The 14,811-nt window shown below is 49.5% G+C and carries 14 protein-coding genes; 3 read left to right on the plus strand and 11 right to left on the minus strand.

Features of this window, described 5'->3' with window-relative positions; genetic code table 11:
- Positions 1-8 precede the first annotated feature (8 nt).
- Positions 9-914 (plus strand): hypothetical protein, encoded by a 906-nt coding sequence (locus tag L2Y28_RS22870; protein WP_001198595.1) that lies wholly within the window; start codon positions 9-11, stop codon positions 912-914.
- 301 nt (positions 915-1,215) lie between these two features.
- On the opposite strand, the gene L2Y28_RS22875 is transcribed toward L2Y28_RS22870, so the two are convergent.
- The gene (locus tag L2Y28_RS22875) at positions 1,216-2,391 is read right to left on the minus strand and encodes a tyrosine-type recombinase/integrase (RefSeq protein ID WP_000795949.1); all 1,176 of its coding nucleotides are present in this window, start codon (positions 2,389-2,391) and stop codon (positions 1,216-1,218) included.
- A 169-nt stretch (positions 2,392-2,560) separates the two neighbouring features.
- Here L2Y28_RS22875 and L2Y28_RS22880 point away from each other — a divergent pair, with 169 nt between their 5' ends.
- A complete protein-coding gene (locus tag L2Y28_RS22880; protein ID WP_001285422.1) occupies positions 2,561-2,773 on the plus strand; it encodes an Hha/YmoA family nucleoid-associated regulatory protein in 213 nt (70 codons plus the stop codon).
- 360 nt (positions 2,774-3,133) lie between these two features.
- Positions 3,134-4,216, plus strand: a complete 1,083-nt coding sequence (locus tag L2Y28_RS22885) for a hypothetical protein (RefSeq protein WP_001232447.1) — start codon at positions 3,134-3,136, stop codon at positions 4,214-4,216.
- Positions 4,217-4,381: 165 nt separating this feature from the next.
- Here L2Y28_RS22885 and L2Y28_RS22890 read toward each other — a convergent pair whose 3' ends face one another.
- From L2Y28_RS22890 to L2Y28_RS22935, 10 genes are all read right to left on the minus strand, one after another.
- Positions 4,382-5,881, minus strand: a complete 1,500-nt coding sequence (locus L2Y28_RS22890; RefSeq protein ID WP_001284318.1) for a helix-hairpin-helix domain-containing protein — start codon at positions 5,879-5,881, stop codon at positions 4,382-4,384.
- 25 nt (positions 5,882-5,906) lie between these two features.
- Complete coding sequence (locus tag L2Y28_RS22895) at positions 5,907-7,544, minus strand: PP2C family serine/threonine-protein phosphatase (protein WP_000081059.1); 1,638 nt, start codon at positions 7,542-7,544, stop codon at positions 5,907-5,909.
- Complete coding sequence (locus L2Y28_RS22900) at positions 7,544-8,584, minus strand: TerY-C metal binding domain-containing protein (RefSeq protein ID WP_001253656.1); 1,041 nt, start codon at positions 8,582-8,584, stop codon at positions 7,544-7,546. Before L2Y28_RS22900 ends, L2Y28_RS22895 begins: the two co-directional genes overlap by 1 nt.
- Before the next feature lie 84 nt (positions 8,585-8,668).
- Positions 8,669-9,307: a VWA domain-containing protein gene (locus L2Y28_RS22905; protein WP_001253658.1), complete on the minus strand. Its 639-nt coding sequence runs from the start codon at positions 9,305-9,307 to the stop codon at positions 8,669-8,671.
- Complete coding sequence (locus tag L2Y28_RS22910) at positions 9,307-9,948, minus strand: TerD family protein (protein WP_000116681.1); 642 nt, start codon at positions 9,946-9,948, stop codon at positions 9,307-9,309. The genes L2Y28_RS22905 and L2Y28_RS22910 overlap by 1 nt, the downstream gene beginning before the upstream one ends.
- A gap of 22 nt (positions 9,949-9,970) precedes the next feature.
- A complete protein-coding gene (locus L2Y28_RS22915) occupies positions 9,971-10,609 on the minus strand; it encodes a VWA domain-containing protein (protein WP_001253657.1) in 639 nt (212 codons plus the stop codon).
- Between the two features lie 462 nt (positions 10,610-11,071).
- Positions 11,072-11,539, minus strand: coding sequence for a tellurium resistance protein TerW (terW, locus tag L2Y28_RS22920; protein WP_001176767.1), 468 nt, complete (start codon positions 11,537-11,539; stop codon positions 11,072-11,074).
- 17 nt (positions 11,540-11,556) lie between these two features.
- The gene (locus tag L2Y28_RS22925; protein ID WP_011152964.1) at positions 11,557-12,765 is read right to left on the minus strand and encodes a DUF4236 domain-containing protein; all 1,209 of its coding nucleotides are present in this window, start codon (positions 12,763-12,765) and stop codon (positions 11,557-11,559) included.
- A gap of 10 nt (positions 12,766-12,775) precedes the next feature.
- Positions 12,776-13,732, minus strand: coding sequence for an HpcH/HpaI aldolase/citrate lyase family protein (locus tag L2Y28_RS22930; RefSeq protein ID WP_011152965.1), 957 nt, complete (start codon positions 13,730-13,732; stop codon positions 12,776-12,778).
- Positions 13,732-14,811 carry a cysteine protease StiP family protein gene (locus L2Y28_RS22935; RefSeq protein ID WP_001585166.1) on the minus strand — a complete coding sequence of 360 codons (1,080 nt, stop codon included), beginning with the start codon at positions 14,809-14,811 and terminating at the stop codon, positions 13,732-13,734. The genes L2Y28_RS22930 and L2Y28_RS22935 overlap by 1 nt, the downstream gene beginning before the upstream one ends.

The raw sequence follows: 14,811 nt of genomic DNA on the forward strand, positions 1-14,811 counted from the left end.
GAACAACAATGCAATGGATTTCCACAGCCAGCCAGAAAATCGATGAGCGTCTCTATCGTGTCTGCGTCTGGGTAAAAAAATATCACGCTGATGCGATTAACCGCGTTGTGCTAACCGTTGATCTAAGTAAAGCCCGACATGACCCTGACGAGGACCAGGTAAGAGCAGAGCTGCTGTGCGGCCATTATTTTTTGCTTCGTAAGGAAAACGCTTCGAACTCTGCGCCTGACGATCAAAAGTTTGCTTTCCTGCCTGACGGGCGCAATCTGTGTTGGCAGACCGCAACCCCGGTGCTTCAGCATCTCCTACTCAATAAAAACGTTCCTGAGTCGCTGAGGTTGCTTACGGACTACATACATATGCGTCTGGCCAGGCTGACAATGGTACCTATGTCCGGAACCATCATGAACGAGGCTCTGCTGGACAGCATCAGCTGGGTTAAGGTGGATTTGACCTACTTCTGGCAGTACGAACAGCTCAGCTCTCATCTGGGACCCATCCAGATAACCCACAAGGCACTTGTACGCTTCGGGCACCTGGCAAAGAATGATGAAAACTCCAGTGCCATAAGAATTCTGCGTCAGCGTCTGTCTTCAGAATTCTTACAAGAATTTCAGATGGCTGAGGATGAGCTAAAGCGCAAACAGTCGTTGATGGGCACCATGGACGTGAAAATGCTGTTTCATGCTCATTACCCCAGCCAGAAGATGCTGGTGGCTCGATATAAAAATGGTTGGGTAATGGTGGATTGTTTTCTGTTTCACCATACCAAACCTAAGAAAAAAGCAAAAAACAAAACTACTGTGGCTAAGCCTCAACTTAAACAGACTAAAAGAGAAGGGAGTGAAAATGGAACTGGGCATTATGGTGTGCATCGTGTTGTTACTCTCAGTGGCGGCGGCGTGGATCAGTAATAAGACAGTTGATTTGCTCGAAAGATTCTATTTCAAGCGTCCGCTGAGCATGGAGTACGCGGCATGGCTACGTGTAATGTGTGCAGGCTTGTTATTAGTTTTTATTCAGGTTGCTCCCCAATTTACACTCCTGTATACCCTTAAACTTGTCACGCTTATTAATCTTGGAATCCAGACAATGAAATTAAATGGCGTGTACAAATATAAAAGGACGGGAATTTTGCCTCCGGGAGGGGCACTCTCTAATCTCACCAGACTTAACCCGTTCAAGAAAAAATAAAGTTATGCGCCCGTGAGGGCGCTATTCATCAAAGGCATTTCGCATAAGCTTGATCATGGCTTTTTTACCAGCTTCAATATTGCGAATGTAGCGCATAACCATTTCTTCATTCGACCAGTTCCCCATTTCCATAATCTGTGGTAGCGAGTAACCTTCAATATCCAGCTGTATCGCACCGCCTACACGAACGCTGTGCCCTGTCCAGTAACGGGTTTTAGTCTCATTTGGATAAAGCTCATTCCACATTTCTTTAAATGCCCGTAAAAGGGAATTTTTGCTGAGCATACCGGCATCGTCCACAGTGTCTTCCTCATCTTCATCGTTCAGAAGACTTTGTTTAGCACGGTAGGGCAGGTTATGCCGTTTAAGAAGCTCAGATAGCTCATTCCCTTTACTCCGAAGCTTCCAGCCGGGTGGCATATAGCCTGTATCATGGAAATTTACGGCCTGGAAAAGGTATTCATCCGGATGACTGTGCTGATCCATTTTCACAAGGTTCATCAATCTCAAGAGGCAGTTAGTTAACTGACGTGTCAGCCGGTAGGTAAGAAGTGTACTGATGTTCGTTTTTGTACGGTATACCGTCAGGTTAAATTCACCGGTCATACTATCCAGAGACAGATCTTTCAGACGTATACGGCGAATTTCGGATGAACGGAGCAGTGTTTCAAAGCCTGTCCAGATCAGGCACAGGTCACGAAGCTTACGAACTGAGTTTGTAGTACTGCGTAACTTTATCAGAGCCTTGAGATCGCCAATAAGAAAGGGAGTTGCCTGTTTAGTCGTCTTTCGCTTCCGGGCTTCCGATTGTTTTAAGGCTTCCAGCATGTACCATGCTTCAGACGTAATAATCCCGGGCAGGTTAAGCCCTTTTTTATGGATACTGTTTAAGGCCTGAAGACAGCTGTTTATGCTGCTTCGTGACAATTTGCCTTCAAGATGCCCCATAAACGCCAGCAGAGCTTCCTCAGACACGGGGAGCGAACTTACTGGCCAGTCTGTATGCAACCGGGCATTCGCCTGATACCATTCGTTCCATACTCGTAGCCAGTGCAGATAGGTTTTAGCTGTGTTGTATCTCAGATGGGAAAAGTAACGGATCAAGCGTGAAAGCTGTTTATCATGGTTGCCGAACGTTTCCAGCTGCTGATGCAATTCGCTTTCCGAAAACTGTCTGATCACTGATTGATTCTTCATCCTGCTCACCGGGATACACTGGTTTTATTTACAGTCATTTTAGCACTCATGTACCTGGTTATGAACAGGGTGGAAACAACGAAAAAGGTTGTGAAATCGTTAGGCTTAAGTGAAAAATGATATTAAGATTATCCCTGGCCAGTTGAGGCCTGTCTAAAGAAGGTTGATTATGTCTGACACAAAGCAGTCTTATTTAATGAAATTCCGTAAGTGTAGTTCGTTCGAAACGCTCGAAAAAGTATTTGAAAGGTTATGTGAAAAAAACTCGGGTGTCGCCTCTCTTGAAATTTCTGGTGCTTATGATCATCGTAAAGCTGAACTGACAATGAAAAAGTTATATGACAAAGTTCCTGCGAGTGTGTGGACCTTTGTTCGCGAGTAATTATTGATATTGGCACAACAAAAAGACTGTGTCTGGATTTGAAAATAGTTTATGCCCCTTTCGGGGCTAAAGGCACTGTAATAGCCTGTCTTTTTAACTTTCTTATTAAGTTCGGAGAAAGACTTTAATCATAAGCCAAGCCCACTGCTAAATACATCCGATATTCTCCTTAATTTTAGAAGTTGTGATAAAAGTTACTTTACCTAAACTTCTCTCTCCATATTTGTAAGGCTCTCATTTGATTCTTGTCAAACATTAATCTGGAAAACTAAAAAATCATTTCTTTTAATTCGTTTTACAGAAATCCTCCTCCGTTATTTCGGATATAGTTTGAATAATTATCAAAAACGGGGTGCAGCCATGCGTAAGAGTTACACATTTGGTATTCCATTTGGACTCCAGAGAGAATCAGGACTCTTTTTAGATATTACAGAGGTCAGCCGGGGTATCGACTGTAACTGCATCTGCCCCGCTTGCAAAACTGATCTGTTAGCAAAGCAGGGGGAGGTCAAGCTTTGGCATTTCTCACACAGTACTGCTGTAGCCGGTGACTGTGATGGTCTGATGGAAGCCATCCGGGGAAAAATTATTGAAGTCATCAACGAGCACCAGGTTCTTGGTTTCCCAAATCTTCTCGCTGGCGACGATGGTGGGCCGGTTTCACTGAATGAGGTTATTGGAAGCGGCAGTATGTTCGGAGGCACAGCTGATCTGTTCGTAAAGGTTAATGATTTATGTGTGGCCGTCTTTCTGGACAGGGATCGTAGCATTTCTGCGAAGTTAACCTTTGACCACCTTCATCCTTCCGAAAGAGTTGCCGCATTGCGTATCGATCTTCCAGATATTGAATATGAAATCAGTCAGGTGCAGCTCGGGCGACGTAAAACAACATACAGTGAGTGCATTGAAAGCCTGATCATTGATGAGACCAGTTCCCGGGAATGGCTATATCATCCATTAATGCATGAACTTGAATCTGAACCTCTTCAGGAGTATCGGGGACGGGAGCCTTCAGAGGAAGGGCCTCTTCTTCAGCGCCTTGCTGACTGTAAGATGAAATTGCCTGATATCCTTCCGGGCAGTCATAACGCGTTAGTCAGGTTACAGCAGGATACGATTGTATGTCTGTGTAGGTTAACGGTTCGGGCTTATGACATCGCTCAGACCGATGAATTTCCTTTGTTCCTTCGCTATTTCAGGTTGCACTGCCTGGAAAACAGCGAACATGTCAGTTACGAAAGACTGATCTGCTGGCAGGAAATGATTTCAAAAACCCAGGAAGGCCAGTCCTTGACACAAAACGAACTTGAATATCTTCATGAGATTGTCCGCATCGCCTTATACAATCACCGGCTTAACAATGTCAGTATTTCAGATGTTAAAAACCATGACACAGGAAAGGAGAGCGGCAGGGTAGAGCCACAAAACTATTCACTCTTATAAATAAATTGGGCTTTGCGCATTAAACCCTTGCCGCAGGAGGTGTACCGCATATCCGGCACAGACAGTCAGTTTTTCTGGCAGCTTAAATTTGACACAGCTTAATATAGTGATTCATTAAACAGGTTCAGTATGCTGCCAGAACGTTTTAGTCGTTATGGGCGTCCGTTAGTTTTCTACTAACTGAACGACGACCAGCCTGCCGCCTTCCTCCTTTGACAGAACAAACTGAGCGTTATTCGTCAGTTCAATTTTTTCCCCAATGGCAATCTGTCGTTTATCCGGTAATGACATAAGCCCATTTATGCCTTCATTTACTAACCACCACTGATCGTTATGGAAAACAAAATACCCAACTCGTTTCCTTTGCAAATCGGTTGTACGCTCATTTGGCGCAATGAGGCGATTCACATGCCACGCATAGATTGACTGCCCGCTCCACACCATCAACCGGTGGTCGTCAGGACGATAACTGCCTTCCTTTCGGGAAGAATATAAATTTAGAACCGGTAATTTACCCTTGTATGGCGTACCGCAGTAGGGACAAACCGGCTTTGTCTTACCCGAGAAAACGTACCATTTCTGTTCACACGCCTTGTTCTGGCAGGGCTGTATCAGATCGACTGTTTTAACCAGGGCGCTTTCCCACTCATCGGCGGTCGGGCGTTTAGTGGCATCGTGTAAGCCATCTATAAAGGCGCGCTCAAACAAAGGTGTCAGATAAGGGCCCATGATGGTGTAAGGAATTTTCTCCGGGTCAGCCCAGGGCAGTGAAAAGGACGATAGCTGACTGACTTTGACTGCATTGCTTTTGTCTGTCGGATGTTCAATGAAGAGTGCCTTCTCACCCATAGATAAGGTCTCATCACGTACTTCATCCGACATGTCATGTATTTTTCCGCCACGTAGCGGATGACGGAAGAACAGATACATGTAGATAAGCACCGACAGCGCATGACGGTCAGTAGTAATGCTTGGCAATACGCGGTTCGGATCCTCTTTGGAAAGATGACTGGTTTTCACCACTTCCGGAGCGATAAAATCCGGGGTGCCCACCACGTCGGGAGGATACTTTCCAGGGACAACCAGGCCGTCTACGTCAATGATGCAGGCATGTCCCATTTCTGGATCGATAAGCACGTTTTTATAGCTTAGATCGCTGTGACAGAGACCTGCCGCATGCATCCTTCTGACGGCTCTTGTCAGCAGCAGACAGACCTTGAGATAGGTAAGCGTATTGCCTCGTTCACGTGGGTCGAGAAATTTGTTCTGGTTGCTGGCGCTGGCAAACCATTTGCCTTCCTTTTCACGACCTTTTATGCCAAGAAAATCATCGTTTTTAGAGCCGTATTTAAAGAAAAAGTAGCTTTTGTAGGTTGGAACCACGATGCCGATTTTATGCCCATGCTCAACAACATGGGTCGGCCAGCAAAACAGGTCCTTCCAGTATTCACCTCCGGACTGGCCAAAAATGTTTTGCCTGTAGCGTCCGGTGATCATATCAATCCGATCCCGGGCCTGCTCGTTCTGCGGTTTATGATAAAAAGCGACGACGTATGATTTATCAGGCGAAAAGTAAACATCCTTCATCGAGCCCGAACCAATTACCTCGTCAACATACTGGACTGTTTCGCCGTCCTTTGTTTTGCACGTAACGATATTTGCCATATTGATCACCGAAAAAGCGTATCCCTTACCACAACACCGCAATAGTGCGGTCATCATGGTTCCCTGTGGAGAAAAAGTTAAGCCAGTCGCCTAACCTCTCAGGCGCAATACTGGCGTCTGTAAGGACAGGGTTGAGCTCATCAACGAGACGGGTCCATTTTTCGTCACTGCGAAGCCCATTATCCGTCTCAAACAGAGGGTCTGAGACGCCGTCTGTCATGAGGATCAAGTGAGATACATCATTCCATTTACCCACGCTGATGCGGCCGCTAAACGAGGGGTCTGCGATAATGCTCTGGTCAAGGAAACGGGTTTGTCCTGCGTATTCTCCGCTATCGGGATTTCCCAGTATCCTGACTTTACCGGAAGGGCTGTATGCACCTATCGCACCATCACCAAGCCAGAATGCAGCCGCAAACAGCTCGTTATCAGTTCGTAGCGCTACAGTTGCCAGAAGGGTTGTTGAATAGGATTTCACAGGTTGTTCTGCACAAATGGCTTCGTTCTGGATACTGTTGACCGCGAGCGTAGCTGCCTGTTTAAAATGATGAAGCATGGCGTTTATTGTTGCCTGCTGATCGCTCCCTTCCCACGCCGTGATGTGCTGCTTTAAATGGACGCCTTTCACACCACTGAGCTGATTTAAAAGGTAATCGCCAGCCGTTTTGACTGCAATCCGGGAGCCTTCCCGGGAATTTACCGCACTACCGGCTCCGTCTGCGACCAGCATGACAGACCATCCTGTTTCCTGGCAGTGGTTGATGTAGAAGTCGTCATCTCTGAAGCTTCCGGCATGCTCATGAGAGCGTCCCCGGCGACTGGCGGCAGCAATACGTATATCACCCCTGACCAGGCCAGCAGCGTCCAGATGGGACTTAGGGTAGGGAGCGTCTGCTGGTGGCTCTACCACCTTCCACAGGCTTCTCGGATCGGGATTGATTATAAATAGCTGTTTTGTTTCACATTCGTCGTGCGACGTGCATGACCAGATTACTGAAAGCTCTATATCGCCGCTTTCGGTGGGAGTACCTGTCAGCAACTCCTGTTCTTTGTCAAAAGACAGGCCAATGTTCCGGGGAAAGACAACGTCCCTGACAGTAGCCTGCTGGCCCTCACCCAGAACGATAGCAACCGGCGAAGAGAAACGTTCGCCTGCGCGGGCGTTGGGGATCGTTATTTTAGCTCTCGGGGGAACGGCAGGTGGCACAGCTAAGCTGGCCCGCTGCTGGCCTGTCGGTATCTGCCCGGGTTTTAATACCAGGGAAGACAGGTTTTCGTCTTCCCTCTGTGCTGGTTTATCAAATTCGTAATAAGGCATCAGCTTCCAGAACGGAGGATGAGGCTCATTTTCTGGCAGGGGTTGCAGTGCTGATGTATCGGTAGCGTCAATGCCCGGGTTATCAGCAACACTTACGACCGTTTGTTGCTGATCGGAAAGACTGGATGCTGACGAGGCGGCAATCTCTGCGTCGTTATCACCTTCGCTAACCCGCGCAGATAAACCCTGTGCAAGGCTCTCAATCCGCTCTTTAAGCCGCATAATTTCTTCGGTAAGGGATGGGTCCTGCGATAGAAGTAAAAGCCGCTCACCTTCAACAGGGTGGCCCAGCTCAGACAGAACTAAGCGGATAATCTTCTCTTCAAGTAAAGCATTTTGCGACATCAACCTCTCCCTCTGTTTACGTCGAAGTTAGTGTTTCCGCCATCATTGCTGAATGACAGGCCTGTTTCACACCACGGGCAGATCACGTCATCCGGGCCGTCAATACACAGCAACTTTCCGCATGAGCACAGGGCAAACGCACTGGCATTACCGCAGTGGGGGCAACCCGGTACGCCATGCAGTTCGCTGGTATTTACCTGCAAACCGGTAGCGGTGGCATCTGACCACGCAAAATAGTCCTCATCGATGGGATAGCATCCGGCAATATTAAAGCTGTTCAGGTTCAGACTGAAATCGAGCCCGGAAACCCTTGCTGGTGGCCGTTCATACTTCATCAGGTACGGACGACGGGTCTTGCTGCAACGGCCGGTAAGCGTAACGCAGTTTTCGTCGTACGCTTTTACTGGCTCGTCCTTGGCCAGCCGGACTATGTATTCAGTCTGGCTGAGCTCAGGTTGTTTGTCGTCCCCGACGCTGCGGCTGTGCGCCGTAACCGAGGCCGTGATCCATTTGATGAAGCGGGTAAAGTCCCCTTCCTGAGATTCGGTGAACAGCATGACATTCTCTGTCAGTTGCCGCAGGATATTCAGGTCCGCTGACGGCCCCAGGCCAACGGCAATGAGATTCACTTTACTCGCGTAGTGATCCTTCCAGCGCTTCACTTCTGCGGTTGTGTCGTCAGTCGGACGTCCGTCGGTAAGGAGATACACGACGGGTTTCCAGTCGCCTTTAGCCTCATGAGTGGTTTTTCTGACCTGGGTATCAATTTGCACGGTCAGCTCACGCAATGCAGCTCCAAGGCTCGTACCGCCGCCAACGGGAAGGCGGGGAGGGTAGAACGAGGCAATTTCGTGAAGAGGTACAATCGTACGGGCTACACCGGCAAATGCGATTACCGAGACCCAGGCTGTTTCAAGTGCGTGTGGATCCTTTCTTAAATCTCCGACGATCATTTGCAGACCATCAGTCATTTTTTTCAGGTTTTCACCAATCATGGACTCTGAACAGTCCAGGACAAAAAACACGGGAAGGCGTCTCATAATTTTCCTCGTACGGCTGGTACGGCCAGCAGAAAACGTTGCTGTACAGAAAGGTGCTGCCCGGAAACAGCACCTTTCTGTCTGTCAGAGCACCAGCTGGATTTCTGGTGGAGGAGGGGGAAGGGTATCAGTTCCGTTATTAATCCCCGCGCTTGTGCTGCCGGAAGACACGCTGGCCGATACCCATTTAAAGAAACCTGCAAACGCGGTTGAATCTAGCGTCTCCAGAGACACAACCTTATCGGTGAGCTGTTTTAAGTGCTCATGGCCTGCTTTAGGACCAACGGCGCAGGCAATGATGGATCCGAATCCCCGGCCGCGAATCGCTTTTACCGCTTCACCGTACGCCAGGGCATCAGAAGGGGTTCCATCAGTCATCAGGAATACCAGAGGACGCCAGTCTCCTTTGGTATCACCATCTGAGCGACGTACATCCCGTTCAACACACTGCATCAGACATTCAAGGGCAGCACCGGTGAACGTCCCGCCTGCGCTTGGCACAACGATGTCAGAAAACTGGAAGTCTTCCAGCGGCGTGAGAGGAATGAACTCACGCGCCTCATTGTCATAGGTGATAATGGAGATATGAACGCTTTCGAGGGCGTAGGGATCCTGGCGAAGAGCGCTAAGCATCGCCTGAATTCCAACGTTAACGGAATGGATTGACTCACCGCGCATCGAGCCGGATGTGTCGATAACAAGGTAAACAGGCAGGCGGCGCATCACATGTAATTCCTCAGGTGCGAGACAAACGAATCTGATTCTGAAGGCTCACCAATTGCCCTGAGTTTCCAGCCTGTAGCCTCGCGTATCAGCTCGGCAAAGACCATGGAGCGCTGGCTGGCGAAGGCGGGTCCGCCAGAAAGATCGAATCGTGCCATTTCAATATTACGGGCATCTACTGCCCGGATGAAGGCATTCTGAACTTTACCAAAGTGCTGCTGGAGCTTTTCACCATTGTAGATCTGAACGATGAACACAATTTTCTCGTACTGAGCGTCAAGGGAATTCAGGCGCACAATAATTTGCTCATCGTCACCGTCACCGGCTCCGGTTCGGTTATCGCCCGTCAGCCAGATATTGCCTGACTTATGGCGAAGGCTGTTGAAAAAGATGATATCGCCATTCACAAGCGTTGGTTTACCATTTTCCACATTGCCGAGATCGGTCACCTTTCCGGCTGAATTACACAGGAAAGCGATCACATCAAGGTCGTATTCTTCTTCTTTTTTACCAAAGATCCCGCCGAGAAAACCTTTCTTTTCCTCATTAATATCCCAACCGAGGCCGATAGTAACGGACGAGAGATCGTATTCATTTTTTTTCAGGCTTACGCCCTGGCCTTTGCTCAGACTGACAGACATGATATCCCCTTAATCAATAAAATTATAAGACCACATTTACTTCTGGCGGCGGCGGTGGCAGGTCTTCAAGACCGATCACTTCTTTTTTGCTGGACTCCACTTTCTGACTGCCTACCGAAATGCTCGCACTGACCCATTTAAAGAAAGCTTTAATCGTCGAACTGTCAGCTGTATCGAGCTGAACCACGATTTCAGTGATTTCTTTGAGGACGCTGGTATCGGCATCATGCCCGGCTGCACATGCCACAACAACGCCGGTTCTGGCCGCTTTAAAGTCATTCAGGCCTTTACGCCAGTCATCATTCGGACTTCCATCCGTCATCAGGAATACAAGGGGACGCCAGTCACCTTTAGTGTCAGCCGTCGTTTTCTGTACTTCTTTGGCAATGGAGCTGGCCGTGAGGGAAAGCGCTTCGCCAAGAGACGTGGTGCCGCTGGCTGTTAGTGCTGGCATCTGGAAACTCAGGAGGTCTGTCAGGGGGACTGCCTGTCGGGCTGAAGAATCAAAGGTGATCACTGACACGTGAGCCGTTTCGAGTGCATACGGATCCTGTTTCAGCGTGGTAAGCAGCGTCTGAACGCCATTTTTAACCGCTTCGATAGGCTCTCCGTGCATAGAGCCGGACGTGTCGAGTAGCAGATATACGGGTAAGCGTCTCAAATGTAATTCCTTCTTAAGAGATCGGAAGAGGAGAGTAGTTTCAGGAAGAGGCCAGGGTTTGTTGATTTGATAAAACGGCACGACATCTGTCGGGTGGAGATTAAATACTCAGAAGCGGCATTAAAGAAATAAGTTAACCACCATAGAATTACCGACATGTGAATGGCCTCTTATCAACAGAAAAATAATTCAGACCGGACTGGAATATAAGATTTCTGAAAAAACTCGGACAAATAAACTGTCTTATGTATGAAATTCATCATACATCACAGATCTGCATGAATGGAGTGTAAAACGCCCAAAGATTGATGTGTAGCACAAGAGGATGTCAAGACACCAGGTTTTGTAGTCAGTAAGGCGCTGCTGGCATTGCGGGAGGAGAATAGATCAAAACTACGTCACGCCAATACAGAGGTAAAATATGACAAAACCGGGGTTTTCACCCCGGTCTGAGATTTAGCGTCAGGACTTTTTAGCGCTGTATTCTTTTATCAGTTCGTCAACGGAGTGCAGAGCCAGCTTCTCTACCGCTTCACTTCGGGTCGAGCCACTCAGCGCAGCCAGACGGTCAATTTTTCTTAAGATCCGCATGCGTAGCGATAAGGACACGGCTGTTTTTTTATCCTTATCGAGTACGACCTTCCCTGTAGACTCACCGGTTTTCAGTTCAGCATTCTGTGCGAGCGCTTCATTCATCCGGCGAAGGGTCTTTTTATCCAGCTGGCCCGGATTAACGAGATGGTAGGAATGACCTGCCTTGCTGTATTTGATCTCCGCAGAATATGACTCGCGTAGCTCTTTGAGGGCCCGGGTTAATGTCGGCTCTGAGCATTCCAGACTGGTTATAATGTCGGCAGCGGAAACGGGCTTGCCGGTGCCCAGTAAGTTGGCAAGCTTAAAAATCCGGGCCTGTCTGGTATTTAATTGCATCGTAAGATTTAGCCTGCTTAAAGGGTTAGTGGTTCAATAGGCTGAAAAATGAAGGTACTGCTCATCTTTCGAATAACCGGGTGATCGCCTAACGCTTCAACCGGATCAATGTGTTCTATGCCTGCAAAATTTACTGACGACATCTGGCTGCGAGTGCATTTGCAGGACAGGATATACTCATCCTCCAGATAGCCGGTCCGCTTACTGACCCGTTGCGTAAAGCCTGACACAATCACGTTGTCGAAAGGTAGCGTATGTAAAACGATACCGACCAGGCGGAACAAGCAGCCATGGACGTGGCGGGCATAGTTTTCGCGTACGGCTTTTTGCGTCATGGCTTTTTCCGTCAGCTCCGTGCCCCGGGCATTAACGCCGTAAATCTTATCAGGGAAATCTTCAATCTCAGCTAAATCAACGTCCAGCAGGACTGCTGATAGCTCCGGCTTTACTTCAAATGCAACAATCGTTTCACGCGGCCATTCAGTTTCTGCCAGCACACCCGCCAGGTATGATTCGAAAAACGCGGCGTCTGTCCGGAACTGCTGCCGGGCATCTGCCTGAGCCGTGGCGAGCCGTTTTTCATGTTCTTCTGCTTCAAACTTCCAGTTTGCATACTGTTCGGCCCAGGCCGTCCGTTGTTGCTGGTACCGGTGCTGTCGAAGGGTATTCTCACGCTCCACATCAATCAGCTCCTGCTGCCACCGGCGAAGATTTTCGGCGTGGCGCTCAGCTTTAGCTGATTCCGATTCAAACCATTTACCCAGAAAACTAATGCCTTCGCTCTCGGCAGGCTTTTCCGGCAATGCAAGGTAGTCTGGCTTTTCTGGACGCACCGGTGCCGGAACCTGAAAAGGCGACGTTCTGTTATGCAGGTATACTGCTTCCAGCTCTGCCCAGCTGATGCCTGTTTTTGGATCCGGCGTCAGCTCGTGAATATTACGGATTGCGGTTACCGCTGACATGAGTTCAGCGGCTTCCTGCTCAAGCGCCTGTCTGAGCCCCGGGTCGGTTGCCGTCCGGTTTCCACCTCCGGAACGCGCGGCCCGGTCAAGCCGGGTACGGTAACTCAGCCCGGTACCGGGCAAGCCCAGATTGGCATAGGTCCCCCGGCTACCAAAAGAAACGGAAGCACCTCTCGGCCCGACACTCAGGCTCGGTGCACCGTTACTCAGGTTGAGGCGAACGCCAGGAATAATGTTGATCGACTTTCTGAACCTGAACCCCATTATGATTTCCTTAATGATGCTGGGTCACGGTAAGTAATCTGATTCCATCAGCGCTTTGCTCGTTCTGTAACCCATAAAAACGAGCTCTGTCCAGAATGCCAGCCGCCCAGCGGCGATGTGTGGCGGGTTCACACATTGCTCCCTGCGACTTAAACACGGCCTGGGTAGAGTTCAGGATCCGCAGAGCGTCAGAATACTCACCCTGAGTGACCATCAGCGCGTTTTGAATGACCTCTATCTGACCCGGGTGAATGGCCGTTTTCCCAACAAGCCCATGTGCCATATCAAGAGCCAGCTCTCTGGCCATAACGGCATGATCGTCAATATGCTCACATACGGGCGCGGTCAGGGCAAAATCACGCGGGCCGAAGACTGAAACGAGCATTTTGATGACGTAGCCCATCGGGCTGTCATACAGCGTCAGGTCCCGGGGGCGGCGAAGCGACACAACGTTCATAAGATCGTTGCCGCCGATTCGAAGCGCAATAATGCGGTCGTGGCAGGGATGTTCCACCAGGCGAGTGGCCAGCTCGCGCATCTGAACCACGTCAAAGACGTCTTCTGTTTCCAGCGTTGGCATCATGCACAGGTGAGTCCCGCCCATGATATCCCACCATTCAGCTAACGAACTGAGGGTAAATTTCGGCAACACAAACCCATCGACAGCGGAAAGATCATAATGCGCTTTTAACCATCTGCCCATTTCGGCATGCCGAGGGCGAATGAACACCAGAGGCCAGTCATTTTTACCCAGGCTACGCATGCTGTTACTGAGCTCGTGCAGCAGGTGCTCCAGATTTTTGAGGGCGATGGGGATGTCTGCTTCACTGACAGCATCCTCCAGGCAAATCACCAGAGAGCGCAAACCCGGGATTTTCCCGTGCAGGACGGCATCAGCAATATCTTCCCGTGTTGCAGGCATGTATAGCGTGGCTCCCAGATTCCAGGGAGAAAGACGATTTTTCATCAGAGTACCTTCTTGATAATGGTTACAGCCCGATACTGGCCGAGGGTTCCCCCCATTTCTGTAACAACTATTCCCTTTTCACGAGCAAGCCCTACAAGCAAGGCAACGTCCGGGTCGTCAATAGAACGCACAAATACATGGTCCGGTACCCGACGTAATACAGCCCGGGTTGCTTCAGCAATACCGGGTTTAATACGATTGACGCTGTCCACTTTAAATTCATCGGCCAGGAACGCGATAACGTCGCGACTTGTCTGCCATAAGACCCGGGCTGACTCCATATTCCAGCTCAGGGTAGCGAGGGATGACGGGGTTAACTTCTTACGGAAATGGGCGACGGTATCGACAAGCATCCGGCTGCATTCGAATTCACTGAGATGCTCGCAAACCATGCACCCATGTAATCCTTCAGAGGACCATACTGACCGGGAGATCAGGCCTGATACCGGCGCACCCATGATGCCAAAAGGAATGAGCCAGTCATCATCACTGGCTGCAAGCCAGGAGCAGCCACAGGGATCGGCCAGGACAACCAGTCGCGGCTGCTCAGGATAGCCCGGGCGATCTTTCAGTGCGCGTACAAGCTCTCCGGTAATTGCGCCTTTACCTGTCCATCCGTCAACAAAGACAATACCGCTGGTACCATGGCGCTCTTCAATGACGTCGAGGGCTGCACCGTCAATTCCACGATCCCGGATAATGCTGATACCGTAATGCCATGAGGTTTTCCCCATGTCACGCAGGGCCTGGTGCAGCATAACGCCGAGCGGCACGCCAGCTCTGACGAGACTGGCCAGTACAATGGGCTCATCACCGAAGCGTTCGGCCAGAGCAATAGCGAGCTGTGTGACTTCTTTTGCAAGTCTCTCTGCGCCCCGATCCAGCGCCCGGTGAAACAAATCAAGATGCCATTGTGTTGGCGCTGGCTCCTGACTGAGCATGTCCGAATAATGTTTCTTCCCTGACTGAATCAGCTCTTCTTTTTGCTCAACCGGCGTCATCTCAATGACTACCGGCTTTAGCAGAAATTCCACGTCACCGGGCTGGTATGAGCCGGTAAATGTGTCATGTGGCTGCAT

The organism is Enterobacter sp. JH25 (assembly GCF_021725435.1).
In the GTDB taxonomy this organism is placed as follows: Bacteria; Pseudomonadota; Gammaproteobacteria; order Enterobacterales; family Enterobacteriaceae; genus Enterobacter; species Enterobacter intestinihominis.